We start from the raw sequence: 15,053 nt of genomic DNA on the forward strand, positions 1-15,053 counted from the left end.
AGAAGAAAAAGGGAGCGTGACAGCCATTGAAGCCCAACCTCAGGAGAAAACTGCTCGGTTTCGTTCTTGCTTTCCTTCTTTGTTTCCTTGGAACTGCTGATCCAGTCCAGTCTTTTGCTTCATTGCCTAATGAACTGAGATTGATTTCCGGTCAGCAGTCCCGCCTTGATGTTGCCATGCCTGTTCAAGCCCTCGCTTCAGTTGATCGCCCGGATGTCCTGCAGCTCAACGGCTCCCGCGAGTCAAAACTTCAAGTATCGCTAAAGCATCCACTGCAGCTGAACCCCCAGCAAAGCGGAAATGCGGAAGTAACCCTGAAATTATTTGGTAAAATTCCTCTGAAGACAGTTCATGTGAAGGTGATGCCGGAGCTCAAGGTCATTCCTGGAGGCCAAACCATCGGTGTCAAAGTGAAATCCTCCGGTATACTGGTCGTTGGACATCATCTGGTACGCGTTCAAAACGGTGCTAAAGTGTCTCCTGGAGAAGCAGCTGGCTTGAAGGTTGGGGATTTGCTGACCACGATGGATGGAAAGCCGCTTAATGATGTGACTAAGGTTGCCGATATCGTCGAGAAGGCTGGTAAAGCTAATAAGCCATTGGATATCTCCTTTAAGCGGAGCGGCAGAGTAATGACAACAAAACTAAGTCCGGCGTATGATCAAGAAGATCAAAGCTGGCGCCTTGGTCTGTATATCCGTGATTCTGCAGCAGGTGTTGGAACCTTAACTTTCTATGCGCCTCATCAGAAAGTTTACGGAGCTTTAGGCCATGTTATCACCGATATGAATACTCAAACACCCATTGATGTCGGAAGCGGTCAGATTGTTCAGTCCAATGTTACATCCATTAGTCGAAGTGAAGAAGGCGAGCCGGGGGAAAAACGGGCCACCTTCACAAAAGACGGCAAGATTTTGGGCAATGTCGAGCGCAATACCCATTTTGGCATCTTCGGTAAAATGAATAATCTTCCTGAACACGGTCTGTATCAGGAGCCCATTCCCGTAGCCTTGTCCCATGAGGTCAAGGAAGGACCGGCAGAGATTTTAACTGTCGTTGAAGGGCAGGATGTTGAACGCTTTACAGTGGAGATCGTTCATGTTTCCAAGCAGGATGCTCCCGCAACGAAAGGGCTTGTGCTTCGTATTACCGATCCGAGACTGCTCAAGAAGACAGGCGGGATCGTACAAGGCATGAGCGGGAGTCCGATCGTTCAGGATGGCAAGCTGATTGGAGCGGTAACGCACGTTTTTGTTAATGATCCTAAATCGGGGTATGGATGCTTTATTGAATGGATGCTTCAGGACTCCGGCGTACTACAATCTACAGAATCAACTCCTCAAAATCTTAAGGCAGGTTAATGCCTTGAGATTTTTTGTCGTAAAATAACGAATTAGAGATTAATTTGAAACAAAATATTTAATTATAAATCAACTTCAAAAAAAAATAAAGAAAAATAATTTTCGACAGAAGGAATTTAAATGAGCATGTCGAAAACTTTATACACAAGAAAATGTTCTAAAATAACAACTGATCTGATAAAGGAGGAGCACGAATTGCAAAAGATCGAGGTATTATTGGCAGACGACAACCGTGAGTTTACAAACCTGCTTGGTGAATACATTTCGGATCAACAAGATATGGTGGTTTCCGGAATCGCTTATAACGGCGAAGAAGTACTGAGCATGATTGAGGAATCGGGAAAAGTACCGGATGTGCTGATCCTTGACATTATTATGCCTCATTTGGACGGCCTTGGCGTACTTGAGCGATTACGCGATATGAATTTGTCTCCGCAGCCGAAAGTCATTATGCTTACGGCATTTGGTCAGGAAAATATTACGCAGCGAGCCGTACAATTGGGGGCTTCCTATTATATTTTGAAGCCGTTTGATATGGAGGTGCTCGCCAGCCGTATTCGTCAACTCGTTGGCTCGTCCAGCAGCATTTCGTCAGGCGCTTCATTTACAAGTATGAAATCGAATGTGGTTCCCATGGGCAAAGGCAAAAATCTGGACGCGAATATCACTTCGATTATCCATGAGATTGGTGTCCCTGCTCATATCAAGGGTTACCAATATTTGCGTGAAGCCATTACGATGGTATACAACAATATCGAAATTCTTGGTGCGATCACCAAAACGTTGTATCCGGCAATCGCAGAGAAATTCAAAACAACGCCTTCCCGCGTGGAACGTGCGATCCGTCATGCGATCGAAGTGGCCTGGACACGCGGTAACATCGACAGCATCTCGCATCTGTTCGGTTACACCATCAACATCAGCAAATCCAAGCCAACCAACAGCGAGTTTATCGCGATGGTCGCTGACAAGCTGAGAATTGAGCATAAGGTATCTTGAAAGGGTAAGGACTGAGGAAGGGATTTAGGGTAATGAAGAGGTTGCCCTGAATGTCTACTTGCGCGGAACATTGAAATCACTCCTTTATTGGTTGCAATGTCGTAACCTGTGAAGGAGTGATTTTATGTTTGTCATGGACTTTGAGCAAAACAAACCAGCCGTTAATCCGGCTGGTTTGTTTTCATTTAGGTGACTTAACAGATGAACAATCTTCGGTGTTATCTACCTTCGATTGGCCTCACAGATAATACATTTTGAACTGGATATCCTGCTCGTGGTTTCCGAACTTCTTGCCGAATAATGTGGCACCTCCCACGTGCTTTGCATCTTCCTTCACTTCAATTCGAAAGGTCCAGCGATCACAGGTTGCATCCAAATCATCTATGGAGACAGCTGAGAGCGGGTCGCCATCGATATAAGTACCATGGCTTGTAATTCGTATCGTTTTGAGCAGACCGTATTGGTTGATGTTGTGCGGCCACCATGCAGGCGTATACTTCCCCCTCGTATCCGCGAAATCCCCCGGGCTTGTCCACGTACCAAGTTCGATCCCGTTTAAGGAGAACGTGATGTCGGAAGGCCAGACATCATTGGAAAAAGGAAATTCTGAGGAAATCTCCAAGCTGATTTCGAACTGCTGCAGCTTTTCATCCTTTTGAAGGAAGTTCGCGATGTTGTATTGGATAAAGCCCTCCGTAAACCACAGGATTTCTGCATCCATACGTTTGGGATCCATGAAGTATTTGGGTTCGTCAACCCGCCCGATAAATTCCTTCTCGGTAGCAAGGCCGCAGGTTGGCTTCAGGTCATAGTCCGTATAATGCCCGATTGGCACGGAAGCCTCATATGAAGCAAAGGAATGGAAAATCTTTTTCGGGAAGTTGATTTCAATATGATCCACCTTCAGGATCGAGATTTTTTGCTGTCCCGATTTTCCCGGAACCTTTTCTGTCCGGATAATGCCTGCATCTTCGAGTTTTTTAATATGTTTTGTCACAATCGGACTGCTGATTTGAAGTTCTTGCGCCAAATCTTTGATATTCATTTTGTTTTTGGAAAGCAGCTGAATAATCTTGATTCGAACTTCGCTGGCCAAAGCCTCGTAAACCACAAGCGATGACTTGTCTATTTCCAATTGCATATGACCACTTCTTTCAACAAGTTTTTCATAAACCAAGTTCATTAACTTATATGCATCATAACACATGCTTTATTAACCTGTATATAAATCTAAACATTTAATACAACAAATTTTCAATCGAATGATTAATATAAAAGTTAATTAAACGGAAAATAAGTAATAAAGATTTATACATATGTTATTGACACCGTTTTCAAAACGAGTGTATACTGAACCAAAGTTAATCGTTTTCATGATCCATGCCGGTAAATGATTAACCAAATGATTAGTAATAGGAGGAGAGTTTGTTGAAGAAAAAAATGGGGGTTTCACTGATACTTGTATTGTTAGCGGTAGCGGTACTGGGGGGATGTGGCAGCGGGGACAAGAACACCATTACCTTCTGGACGCCTTTGACGGGTGATGACGGGGCTTACATGGATCAGCTAGTGAAAGATTACAACGCCACCAATCCTGAATATAAAGTGAAGCATGTGATTACCTCGGATATGTATACAAAAATATCTACCGTTCTGAATTCAGGCAAAGGCGTTCCTGATCTGTCCATTATTCACGCAGACCGCGTTCCTAGCTTCGTTAAGCAAGGTGTGTTGGAGCCGATGACGGCAGTCATGCAAGCTCAGCCAGAATTGAAAGCGGATAATTATTTGCCGCAAGCCTGGGCAACAGGAAACGTAGAGGGCACCCAATATACAGTACCCCTTGATATTCACAGCAATGCGATGTATTACAATAAAAATTTGCTCAAAAAATACAATGTTGAAAGCTTCCTGGATGATGATGTCGTGACCATTGATGAAATTTTGTCGCTGCAAGGCAAGTTGGATGAAGGCGATTACGTTATCAATGACGCTCTATTGGGCTGGGTTGTGTTAGCGCAAATCCAGAACCTGGGCGGCGACATTCAACAAGACGGCAAGCCGGCCGTAAATACAGAAGCCATGAAGCAAGCATTTACGGAGATTAAGAAAATATCGGATGCAGGCTTGATGACCCCTTTTGGTGAGGACGGCTATCTGATGTTCCAATCTGGAAACGTTTTATTTTCCACAGACGGCACATGGAGCTCGACGGCACACGCAACCGTCGATGGATTGGACTTTGGCGTTACGAACATTTATTCGACGAGTGCTGATAAGTATACGAACCGGGCCTCTTCGCACTTATTCTCCATGTTGAAGAACGATAAGAGAACGGACGAGAAAGAGCAGGCCATCGGCCAGTTCCTGGAATTCATTCGCCAAAACTCGATTGAGTGGGCAAAAGCGGGACAGATCGTAGCGAGTAAACAGGTCATTGAGAGCCCGGAGTACAGTAATTATATTCAGTCATTCTTTACCGCCAACGAAAAAGAAATCGAATCCTTGTACATTTACACCTACGAGTACTATCCATACGTAGCGGAGGCTGTGGATACATATGCAGCGGATATCGTACGAGGCAATGTCGATATCGACGAGACCCTGGCGACGATGCAGAAATTTGTAGAGGATAAAATCGCGGAAGGCAACAGTGCTGCAAAGTAAATGACAGCAGAGCAGATTGAAAAAAAGAAAAGTGTCCTTGCTTACAAGACACTTTTCTTTTCCAAAGGAGAAATGAAAGGGTATGAATAAGAAGTCGTTGACGCCTTATTTCTTTGTAGGTCCCCATCTGATACTTTTTATCGTATTTATTCTATTGCCGACCCTATACGGGATCTATGCTTCCTTTACGCAATGGAATCTGATTAATGACCCTGTATGGGTTGGCTTGGCCAACTATAAAACGATTCTGTTTGACACGGAGTCCACCTTCTATACCCAATTTATGAATGGATTAAAAAATACGCTCATCTTTGTTGTGCTAAGCGTCCCTATATTAATCATCATTCCGTTAATGATTGCCGTATCGCTGGAACACAAAAAAGTGAAAATGAAAAATGTGATTCAGTCCATCCTCTATATTCCCGGACTCATCTCGATTTCCGCAGCGGCACTGATCTGGTCTTTAATCTTCAATAAGCAGCTTGGGATCACGAACAATATTTTCGGCTCAGAAACGGTCTGGGCGGCCAACCAGCCCTATGCCTGGCTGATCATCATTGTCATTACGGTGTGGGGCGGAGTCGGTGGCAACATGATTATCTACCGGGCTTCCATAAGCGGAGTGTCGAAGGATTTGTATGAATCGGCCGAGATGGATGGAGCGGGGCCTGTCCGCAGATTTTCAAGCATTACACTGCCTTCCATTCGTTTTCCGCTGATCTATACCTTTGTTATGACGACAGCCGGAGCCTTTAACGTATTCGGTCAGCCATTAATGATGACGGACGGAGGACCCAGACAGAGCACGACCGTATTGATGATGTATATCCGGCAGCTGGCCTTCGGTCACGGGGAATCGATTGCGGGTATGGCATCCGCGATGGCGGTTTTGCTCGGACTGGTCATTCTCGTCATTTCAGCCCTTCAGTATTATGTGATGAACCGAAACGCGTCCTAGCGGCATGATCAGCTTGCAAACGACGGAAACGATAAAAGGTAGGTGTACTGTGCAATGTCGAACCCGGTAGTACATGAAGTAAACGCGGATTCCAAGCTTGGTCGCTCTGGTCCGAAGAAGGCTTCATCCAACATAAGCGTGTCAAAATATATAGCTTACGCATTTCTGATCATCCTGTGTGTGATATGGGCAATTCCGGTCATATTTGGCATTACCACATCTTTTCGGTCCCAGGCTGAGGTGGTTTCCAGCGGTTTCAGACTGCTGCCCGACAGCTGGATTTTTGATAATTATGTCACGATCCTGCAAAACACGTCGACCGCGCCCATTCTGCGCTGGTTGATGAACTCCGTGTTTATTGCAACGATGCATACGCTGCTCGTGATCGTTGTCATTTCCATTACAGGTTATGGGTACTCGCGCATGAACTTTAAGGGAAGAGATACCTTGTTCTTTATCTTGCTTGGGATTTCCTTCTTTCCTGGGGTAGTGAATCTGATCCCGTCTTATAAAGTCATTGATGCGCTGGGATGGGTAAATACGTCTTGGGCAATGATCATCCCAGGTTTGGCCGGGATGGGGAACATTTTTTTGGTCAGACAATTCATGATGGGCGTTCCCAAGGATTTGGATGAATCGGCACGCGTGGATGGAGCGGGAGATTTTAGAATCTATTACTCTATTATTTTGCCGCTCATGAAACCTGTATTGATTGTATGCGGCCTGTTTTCATTTACGGGTTCCTGGAATGATTTCCTCTGGCCCGTCATCGTGTATACCGATGTGGAGAAGATGCCGGTCACAGCAGGTTTGCTGTTGTTACAGGACATTTACGGCAATTACCGCATGATCGGACAATTGATGGGTTCTGCGATCCTGGCCATCATTCCGACGCTGCTGTTGTTCCTGTTTGCCCAGAAATACTTTGTGCAGTCGATTAACTTAAACGCAGGCATCAAAGGATAGCAAGAAGATAGGATTCATAGAAACAATTAAAAATAGAAAGCTAGCGGAAGTCAAACTATAAGGTATAGGAGTCGTCACCATGTCTGAATTATATATAAAAAATCCCCTGATTGAACAAAGGGCTGATCCCTGGATCTATAAACATACCGATGGTTATTATTACTTTACCGGTTCCGTGCCGGAGTATGACCGTATTGAGCTTAGACGTTCGCAAACGATACATGGGCTTGCGGATGCTGAAGGAATTACGATCTGGCGCAAGCATGAGTCAGGCCTGATGAGTGCCAACATATGGGCACCCGAGATTCATTATTTGGATGGCAAATGGTATGTGTACTTCGCCGCTGCCCATACTTCAGAAACGAGGGACGGATTGTTTGATCATCGCATGTTCGTACTGGAGAACGTTTCGGCGAACCCGCTCGAAGGGGAATGGGTGGAGAAGGGGCAAGTGGTCACGAAGTGGGAATCTTTTGCCTTGGACGCAACAACCTTTGAGCATAGAGGCAAACGATATTATGTATGGGCTCAGAAAGATCCGGGCATTCCAGGCAATTCCAATCTGTACATTTCTTTGATGGAAAATCCATGGACCCTGACAGGGGAACAGGTATGCATCTCGGTTCCTGAGTACGACTGGGAGAAGATCGGGTATCTTGTGAACGAAGGGGCCGCCGTTCTGAAGCGAAACGGGCGAATATTCATGACCTATTCCGCGAGCGCCACGGACCACAATTATGCCATGGGGCTGCTGACAGCCGATGAGGACAGTGATCTGCTGAATCCGAGCTCCTGGGTCAAGTCGCCGGTGCCCGTGTTTACGACATCGGAAGCCAATGGCCAATATGGGCCAGGGCATAACAGCTTCACGATTTCCGAGGATGGCTCGCAGGACATTCTGGTGTATCATGCAAGAAGTTACAAGGAGATCGTGGGCGATCCTTTATATGATCCGAATCGGCATACGCGCGTACAGGTCATCCGGTGGAACGAGGACGGAACGCCGAATTTCGGGGTGCCGAGAGCGGATGATGCACCGGTCTCCAAGCCATGATTCAATTTGTAATTGGGGTTTTAGAACGAATCGATCTACAAACATCAGACCGACTGAGCTTAACAGCTTGGTCGGTTTTTACATTCCAGGAGATAAGCCGCATAATATAAAATAGGAAAAAAGAAGGAGTCTTCGATATGGATGGAGAAAAGAGGACTGATCGTTTTAAGAAATGGTTGAGGATGTATAAGTACGGCACTATTAATGATATTCTTATTTCCCGGTAAGGAGGAATTATAAATGGCAAAGATATTAGTATTGGGCGGGACCCGCTTTTTCGGTAAAAGGCTGGTTAACCGGCTGCTGGCTAAAGGCGATGCCGTTACGATTTTGACGCGCGGACATCACCAGGATTCATTCGGGGGTGCCGTTTCGCGGCTTACCGTGGATCGAAAGGATCCGGAAGGTTTAAAACAGGCAGTGGGAAGCCAGGACTTTGATATCGTGTACGATAATATATGTTATACTCCGGAAGAAGCGGGACAAGCTGCAGACATCTTTGCCGGACGGATTGGACAATACGTGCTGACCTCTACGTTATCGGTCTATGATTTTGCGGATCATCCGGTGAGGGAAGAGGACTTTGATCCTTACAGATACCCTGTCATGATGAACGAAAGCGGGGACTACAGCTATAAGGAAGGCAAGCGCCAGGCGGAGGCGGTATTATTCGGTCGCCACAACCTGAACGTTACCGCTGTCCGGTTGCCGATTGTGCTGGGACCGGATGATTATACGCGGAGACTGCATTTTCATATTGAGCATGCAGCCAGAGGAGAAGCTATTGGTTTGCCTGATCCTGACGCGCAAATCTCGTTTGTGCATGCAGAGGAAGCGGCAGCGTTCCTGGAATGGGCAGGTCAAGTTCAGTTGGAGGGCCCAGTCAATGCTTGCTCCAGCGGAATGATTTCGGTCCGGGAATTGATGAGCCTGATCCAGCAGGAAGTTGGAAGGTCGGCACCGCTGCAATCTTCGGCTTCACCAGACCACATGTCCCCATTTGGAATTCCGGGAGATTGGACGATGGATCATGCCAGAGCGGCAGCTGGCGGCTTTAAATTTTGGGATTTGCACGATTGGATGCCGAAATTGATTGCAGAATTGTCCGCTGATTTGAAGGTTCGCTAGTGAAAGCAGCAGGATCATAATCGTTTAGAAGAAAGATAAGAGGGAAATGCCCTGAAAGGAAGATCAGCATGAGCGACAAGATGGCAGTATGGAAAGAGCGTATTCGAGAGGTAGAAGCCATGGGAGGCTTATCTCCGGAAGCGCTGACGTTAATCCATGCAATGTATGAAGAATTGGAAGCTTTGACGAAGCAAAATTTCAATCTGCGGAAAACCGCGCTGAAAGCGACGTCCAGAGAAACCAGAATGTCGAGTAAATTGAAGGATGCATTGATGGAATAAACGGCGGAGTTCAGAACATATGATAAACACCGGGGAGGGCTCCCCGGTGTTTATTTGATAGGATTAGCTTTTGGATGGCGTTCCTGATTTCGGCGCTTGGCGCTTCTTTTTGAATCTTGGTCCAACGTAATTTCGCTTGCGGTCCCGGAACAGAATCCAGCCGCCCAAGAATCCGATACCAATGACAAACAGAGCCAGCCCGCCTAGAAAAGATAGCCAACCGAAAGCGGGGTTTGCCACACTGTCATCCCCATGAACGGAAATATATAAAAAAACCGCATCTTTCATCATTAAGAAACCCTTCATTGCCATAAAACCCGGGATAACCAAAATCAAGATGGCAATAAAGCGGGAAATTAACATTTTCATAGAAGATTCCTTCCTGCGACTGATGTAATGAACTACCGTTTATCATACCTTTTTCATAAGGCAATGTCTATTTCCATTATGGATGATGATTTTGTAATCCGAAAAAAAGAGAGTACAATGAAAGTGTATATCTGGACTTATTATGGAGGTGCCGTTGTGGCTATAACATGTGATGTAGCAATTCTTGGCGGGGGAACCGGTGGATATGTTGCGGCCATCCGAGCTGCCCAGCTTGGTAAAAATGTGGTCATCATCGAGCAGGACAAACTGGGGGGGACCTGCTTGCACCGCGGCTGTATTCCGAGCAAATCTTTGCTTCGGAGTGCCGAGCTGTATGCGGAAATGAAGGATAGCGAGAGCTATGGCATCGAGACGGACGGGGTCCGGCTAGCGTTTGACAAAGTACAGAAGCGCAAAGACGGTATCGTCGCTCAGCTGCACCAGGGCGTTCAATATTTGATGCGCAAAAATAAAATTACCGTTGTGCAGGGCAAAGGGAGGGTTATCGGCCCGTCCATTTTCTCTCCGCGCAGCGGGGCAGTGGCGGTTGAGCTTCCGGACGGCGAGATGGAAACCGTGGTTCCCACTCATCTGATCATCGCAACCGGTTCGCGTCCGCGTCACTTACCGGGGCTAGAGCCTGACGGCGTACATATACTGACAAGCGACCATGCGCTTCAGCTGGATGAGCTGCCTGCATCCATCATCATCGTAGGGGGCGGCGTAATCGGCGTGGAATGGGCCTCGATGCTGAATGATTTTGGCGTTCAGGTCACGATTGTTGAAGCTTCGTCCCATCTACTGCCAGCCGAAGACGAGGAAGTTGGACGGGAGCTGACAAAGATGCTCACCGCCAGAGGCGTAGAGGTGATCACCAACATTTCCATTCAAACCGACAGCTGTGAGATTCGGAATCAAAGCGTGTCCATCACGATTGAGCAAAAGGACGATACCAGAACATTGTCAGCGGACAAGCTGCTTCTCTCTGTCGGGAGAATCGGTAACACTGAAAATATCGGGCTTGAAAATACCGACGTTCGGGTTGCGAACGGCGTCATTGTGGTGAATGTCAATATGCAAACAACAGAGCCCCATATTTACGCAATCGGCGATTGCATCGGGGGTCTTCAGCTTGCCCATGCAGCAAGCCACGAAGGGATAGCAGCGGTGAACCATCTGGCAGGCGAGAAGACGGAAGCCTACAGAAGCGAATGGATCCCTCGCTGCATCTATACCCGTCATGAGGTAGCCAGCGTCGGACTAACGGAGAAGCAGGCCAAAGAACGCGGACATGAGATCAGGATCGGAAAATTCCCGTTCTCGGCGATAGGCAAATCTTTGATCCACGGAACGAAGGAGGGGTTCGTGAAGGTCATTGCCGATCAGAAGACGCAGGATATTCTGGGCGTGCATATGATTGGTCCGCATGTTACGGAGCTGATCGGCGAAGCGGCACTGGCGCAAGTACTGGATGCGACGCCATGGGAAGTGGGAGCGGCGGTGCATGCCCATCCATCCTTATCCGAAATCATCGGCGAAGCGATGCTTGCGGTGGATGGACGAGCCATCGGATTATAAGGATAAGTACATCCTTTTGTGGAATCCCTCATTTCTTTTTGCCGAGAAAGGGATTATAATAACATTAAGCCAAGTCTTAGTACCAGGTTTTAATACTTGATCAAATATGCCTTTAAACTTAGGTTGCAAGGCGAAGGATCAAGCCTGAAGTCATGGCTCACATAAAGGAGGGATCTCCATGAAAGAACATGAAACGGTTACGGCAAACAACAATAGGCATGCGCAGCTTGGACTGACCGACGGACAAGTGCTAGACATGTACAAATATATGGTGCTGGCGCGAAAATTCGATGAGCGCAACCTGCTGCTGCAGCGTGCGGGCAAAATTAATTTTCACGTATCCGGGATCGGGCAGGAGACGTGTCAGGTTGCTGCTGCGTTTGCCCTCGACCGGGAGAAAGATTACTTTTTACCCTATTACCGCGACTATGGATTCGTATTGGCAGTGGGCATGACGCCTCGCGAACTGATGCTGTCGGCTTTTGCCAAGGCCGAGGATCCGAACAGCGGCGGACGGCAGATGCCTGGACACTTTGGCAGTAAACGCCTGCGAATTGTGACGGGCTCCAGCCCTGTAACCACACAGCTTCCGCATGCAGTGGGTATCGCACTGGCGGCGAAGATGCAGAAGAAGGATTTTGTATCGTTTGTTACGTTTGGCGAAGGCTCAAGCAATCAGGGGGATTTTCACGAGGGCTGCAACTTTGCGGGCGTTCACAAACTTCCTGTCATTATCATGTGCGAGAATAACCAATACGCCATTTCGGTGCCGCTTCATAAACAGATTAGCGGGAAGGTAAGCGACCGCGCGCTCGGTTATGGATTCCCCGGCATTCGAGTGGATGGTAACGATGCGCTCGAGGTCTATGCAGCCGTGAAGGAAGCGCGTGAGCGTGCGATTCGCGGAGAAGGTCCGACACTGATCGAATCCATGATGTACCGTTTGTCTCCGCACTCCACATCGGATAACGATTTGGCGTACCGGACTAAAGAAGAGGTCGAAGAGAACTGGAAGAAAGACGGCGTCGCCCGCTTTAAGAACTATTTGGTCGACTGCGGGCTCTGGGACGAAGCACGCGATCAGGATCTGATTGCGCAATTAAACCTGGAGATCAAAGAAGCGACGGAATCTGCAGACTTGGCTCCATTTCCGAAGCCTGAAGATACGCTTCTTCACGTATATGCCGATGATGAAGGGGGCGTGTAAAAGATGGCGGTAATGGAATATATCGATGCAATTCGCCTGGCCATGAAGGAAGAGATGGAGCGTGACGAGTCCGTATTCGTGTTAGGCGAGGACGTAGGCGTCAAAGGCGGCGTGTTTACAACAACCAAGGGTTTGATGGATCAGTTCGGCGAAATGAGGGTGCTTGATACCCCGCTCGCGGAGTCCGCGATTGCCGGTGTCGCTATCGGAGCGGCCATGTATGGCATGAAGCCGATTGCCGAGATGCAATATTCGGATTTCATGTTCCCGGCAACCAATCAGATTATTAGTGAAGCAGCGAAAATCCGCTATCGTTCCAATAACGACTGGAGCTGTCCCGTCGTGATTCGTGCGCCGATCGGCGGCGGAATATTCGGAGGATTGTATCATTCCCAGTGCCCGGAATCGGTTTTCTTCGGAACGCCGGGATTGAAAATCGTTGCGCCGTACTCGGCCTATGATGCGAAGGGGCTGCTGAAAGCTGCGATACGCGACCCGGATCCGGTACTGTTCTTTGAGAACAAAAAATGCTACAAGCTGATTACTGGCGATGTACCGGAAGATGATTACGTTGTACCGATCGGCAAAGCGAAATTGCTGCGCGAAGGGTCGGATATTACGGTGATCAGCTACAGTCTGCCGCTGCACTTTGCCATGCAGGCTGCCGAAGAGCTTGAGCAGGAAGAAGGCATCAGCGCGCATGTTCTGGATCTGCGTACGATACAGCCGCTTGACCGGGAAGCGATTATTGAAGCGGCCCGTGCAACGGGTAAAGTGCTGATCGTTCATGAAGATAATAAGACCGGTGGCGTCGGAGGGGAAGTAGCCGCGATTATTGCGGAGCACTGCCTCTATGATCTGGATGCCCCGATCATGCGCTTGTGCGGTCCGGATGTACCAGCTATGCCAATCAGTCCGCCGATGGAGAAATTCTTCATGCTTAACAAGGACAAAGTCAAAGAATCCATGCGTCAATTGGCGCTTTACTAAGAACAGGGAGTGTGAGCATGTCACAAAATCAGAAATTGACCGATGTTACAATGCCTCAGCTGGCGGAATCCCTTGTTTCGGCGACCATTGCCAAGTGGCTGAAGAAGCCGGGGGATGCCATCGAGCAGTACGAACCGATCTGTGAAGTCATTACCGACAAAGTCAATGCCGAGATTCCATCCACCTTGGACGGCGTCATGGGAGAGATTCTTGCCCAGGAGGGCCAGACCGTCAATGTTGGCGAGATCATTTGCCGGATCGCTGTCGCTTCCGGTCAAGGGGCAGATCCTTCTCCCCAGCCGGCTGCAAGTGCTCCCGTGAGTCAGCATGAGGGAAGCGGCAGCGAAGAAGGTTCGATGCGTTTCCGGTATTCCCCAGCTGTGCAAACACTGGCAGCCGAGCATCAGATTGATCTTTCGCGAGTACAGGGATCAGGCATGGGCGGCAGAATCACTCGTAAAGACGTACTGGCTTATATTGAAAAGGGAGGAGCAGCCCAAGGCCAAGGCGCTCCTGCCGGAGCAGCACCAGTCCAGAGCGCCCAAGCACCGCAAGAAACGATACAGCCTAGCGGGACTTCGCCGTTTCAAGGGCTGCAGCATCAGACGCCTGCGGAACCGTCGCCTCCACTTGGCACAGCTATTCCGGATGTGCGTCATTCCGGGCTGCATTTGACGGAATCGCCGAAAATTCCAACCATCGAAGTGGAAGGAATGGAAGGCGGCAGATCGGAATACTTTATCGATGTTACGCCGATGCGTAATGCGATCGCCAGAAATATGCGTCAAAGCGTGACGGAGATTCCGCACGCGTGGACGATGATTGAGGTCGACGTGACCAACATCGTATTGCTGCGTAATCAGCTGAAGGACGAGTTCAAGCGTAAGGAAGGGGTTAATCTGACCTATCTGGCCTTTTTGCTAAAAGCCGTTGTGAACGCAATTAAAGATTATCCGATCATGAATTCGTTCTGGGCCGTGGATAAAATCGTAGTGAAGCGCGATATCAATCTGTCCCTGGCCGTCGGAACAGAGGATTCCGTGCTGACGCCGGTCATCCACCGTGCCGATCAGAAGAATATTGCCGGCTTGGCTAGAGAGATCGAAGAGCTTGCACGCAAGACCCGTGAAGGCAAGCTGAAGTTAGACGACATGCAGGGTGGTACCTTTACGGTGAACAATACGGGATCCTTCGGTTCGATTTTGTCTTATCCGATTATCAACTATCCGCAGGCTGCGATTCTAACGTTTGAATCCATTGTTAAAAAGCCTGTGGTCATCAATGATATGATCGCTGTTCGTTCCATGGCGAACCTGTGTCTATCCCTCGATCATCGGATTTTGGATGGGGTTATCTGCGGAAGATTCCTGCAACGGGTCAAAGATAACCTGGAAGGTTATACCCTGGATACGAAGCTGTATTAATGTTCTTCAATGCATCTGCGGACTGATTCTTCGGAAGAAGGTTCGCAGACGTCATTTATACCAAAGTCAAT

Annotated in this window: 14 protein-coding genes; 12 read left to right on the forward strand and 2 right to left on the reverse strand. The window is 48.1% G+C overall.

From position 1 onward, the window contains the following. Positions 1-26: 26 nt before the first annotated feature. Both spoIVB and spo0A read left to right on the forward strand, forming a co-directional pair. Positions 27-1,361, forward strand: a complete 1,335-nt coding sequence (gene spoIVB / locus AC0VZ8_RS10905) for a SpoIVB peptidase (RefSeq protein ID WP_475486824.1) — start codon at positions 27-29, stop codon at positions 1,359-1,361. A gap of 195 nt (positions 1,362-1,556) precedes the next feature. Continuing rightward, entirely contained in the window at positions 1,557-2,360 is an 804-nt protein-coding gene (spo0A, locus tag AC0VZ8_RS10910; protein ID WP_194541876.1) for a sporulation transcription factor Spo0A, read from the forward strand. A 238-nt stretch (positions 2,361-2,598) separates the two neighbouring features. Here the strand turns inward: spo0A and AC0VZ8_RS10915 are convergent, their stop codons facing one another. Next, positions 2,599-3,501 (reverse strand): ArsR/SmtB family transcription factor, encoded by a 903-nt coding sequence (locus AC0VZ8_RS10915; RefSeq protein ID WP_071223865.1) that lies wholly within the window; start codon positions 3,499-3,501, stop codon positions 2,599-2,601. A gap of 284 nt (positions 3,502-3,785) precedes the next feature. On the opposite strand from AC0VZ8_RS10915, the gene AC0VZ8_RS10920 reads away from it, so the two are divergent. From AC0VZ8_RS10920 to AC0VZ8_RS10945, 6 genes are all read left to right on the forward strand, one after another. After that, positions 3,786-5,027: an extracellular solute-binding protein gene (locus AC0VZ8_RS10920; protein WP_260064010.1), complete on the forward strand. Its 1,242-nt coding sequence runs from the start codon at positions 3,786-3,788 to the stop codon at positions 5,025-5,027. Between the two features lie 82 nt (positions 5,028-5,109). Next, positions 5,110-5,985 (forward strand): carbohydrate ABC transporter permease, encoded by an 876-nt coding sequence (locus AC0VZ8_RS10925; RefSeq protein ID WP_071223867.1) that lies wholly within the window; start codon positions 5,110-5,112, stop codon positions 5,983-5,985. A gap of 54 nt (positions 5,986-6,039) precedes the next feature. Further along, positions 6,040-6,951, forward strand: coding sequence for a carbohydrate ABC transporter permease (locus AC0VZ8_RS10930; RefSeq protein ID WP_475486825.1), 912 nt, complete (start codon positions 6,040-6,042; stop codon positions 6,949-6,951). A 79-nt stretch (positions 6,952-7,030) separates the two neighbouring features. Further along, positions 7,031-8,005 (forward strand): glycoside hydrolase family 43 protein, encoded by a 975-nt coding sequence (locus AC0VZ8_RS10935; RefSeq protein WP_071223869.1) that lies wholly within the window; start codon positions 7,031-7,033, stop codon positions 8,003-8,005. 240 nt (positions 8,006-8,245) lie between these two features. Next, complete coding sequence (locus AC0VZ8_RS10940) at positions 8,246-9,133, forward strand: NAD-dependent epimerase/dehydratase family protein (RefSeq protein WP_475486826.1); 888 nt, start codon at positions 8,246-8,248, stop codon at positions 9,131-9,133. 68 nt (positions 9,134-9,201) lie between these two features. Then, entirely contained in the window at positions 9,202-9,414 is a 213-nt protein-coding gene (locus AC0VZ8_RS10945) for a hypothetical protein (RefSeq protein ID WP_475486827.1), read from the forward strand. A gap of 63 nt (positions 9,415-9,477) precedes the next feature. Here the strand turns inward: AC0VZ8_RS10945 and AC0VZ8_RS10950 are convergent, their stop codons facing one another. Beyond that, positions 9,478-9,783: a DUF2627 domain-containing protein gene (locus tag AC0VZ8_RS10950; RefSeq protein ID WP_071223872.1), complete on the reverse strand. Its 306-nt coding sequence runs from the start codon at positions 9,781-9,783 to the stop codon at positions 9,478-9,480. Positions 9,784-9,939: 156 nt separating this feature from the next. Between AC0VZ8_RS10950 and lpdA the strand changes: the two genes are divergently transcribed. From lpdA to AC0VZ8_RS10970, 4 genes are all read left to right on the forward strand, one after another. Further along, complete coding sequence (gene lpdA / locus AC0VZ8_RS10955; RefSeq protein ID WP_071223873.1) at positions 9,940-11,361, forward strand: dihydrolipoyl dehydrogenase; 1,422 nt, start codon at positions 9,940-9,942, stop codon at positions 11,359-11,361. 178 nt (positions 11,362-11,539) lie between these two features. Continuing rightward, complete coding sequence (locus AC0VZ8_RS10960) at positions 11,540-12,568, forward strand: thiamine pyrophosphate-dependent dehydrogenase E1 component subunit alpha (RefSeq protein ID WP_260064004.1); 1,029 nt, start codon at positions 11,540-11,542, stop codon at positions 12,566-12,568. 3 nt (positions 12,569-12,571) lie between these two features. Beyond that, positions 12,572-13,558 (forward strand): alpha-ketoacid dehydrogenase subunit beta, encoded by a 987-nt coding sequence (locus AC0VZ8_RS10965; RefSeq protein WP_475486828.1) that lies wholly within the window; start codon positions 12,572-12,574, stop codon positions 13,556-13,558. A 17-nt stretch (positions 13,559-13,575) separates the two neighbouring features. After that, complete coding sequence (locus AC0VZ8_RS10970) at positions 13,576-14,982, forward strand: dihydrolipoamide acetyltransferase family protein (protein WP_475486829.1); 1,407 nt, start codon at positions 13,576-13,578, stop codon at positions 14,980-14,982. The last annotated feature ends 71 nt before the right edge of the window (positions 14,983-15,053 follow it).

This window comes from Paenibacillus sp. QJM3NY_38, from assembly GCF_056173265.1.

Bases quoted from the DNA above. Each gene is read 5' to 3' on its own strand.
- AC0VZ8_RS10915 (WP_071223865.1), bottom strand. From the start codon at position 3,501: ATGCAATTGGAAATAGACAAGTCATCGCTTGTGGTTTACGAGGCTTTG.
- AC0VZ8_RS10925 (WP_071223867.1), top strand. From the start codon at position 5,110: ATGAATAAGAAGTCGTTGACGCCTTATTTCTTTGTAGGTCCCCATCTG.
- AC0VZ8_RS10930 (WP_475486825.1), top strand. From the start codon at position 6,040: ATGTCGAACCCGGTAGTACATGAAGTAAACGCGGATTCCAAGCTTGGT.
- AC0VZ8_RS10935 (WP_071223869.1), top strand. From the start codon at position 7,031: ATGTCTGAATTATATATAAAAAATCCCCTGATTGAACAAAGGGCTGAT.
- AC0VZ8_RS10940 (WP_475486826.1), top strand. From the start codon at position 8,246: ATGGCAAAGATATTAGTATTGGGCGGGACCCGCTTTTTCGGTAAAAGG.
- AC0VZ8_RS10945 (WP_475486827.1), top strand. From the start codon at position 9,202: ATGAGCGACAAGATGGCAGTATGGAAAGAGCGTATTCGAGAGGTAGAA.
- AC0VZ8_RS10950 (WP_071223872.1), bottom strand. From the start codon at position 9,783: ATGAAAATGTTAATTTCCCGCTTTATTGCCATCTTGATTTTGGTTATC.
- AC0VZ8_RS10960 (WP_260064004.1), top strand. From the start codon at position 11,540: ATGAAAGAACATGAAACGGTTACGGCAAACAACAATAGGCATGCGCAG.
- AC0VZ8_RS10965 (WP_475486828.1), top strand. From the start codon at position 12,572: ATGGCGGTAATGGAATATATCGATGCAATTCGCCTGGCCATGAAGGAA.
- AC0VZ8_RS10970 (WP_475486829.1), top strand. From the start codon at position 13,576: ATGTCACAAAATCAGAAATTGACCGATGTTACAATGCCTCAGCTGGCG.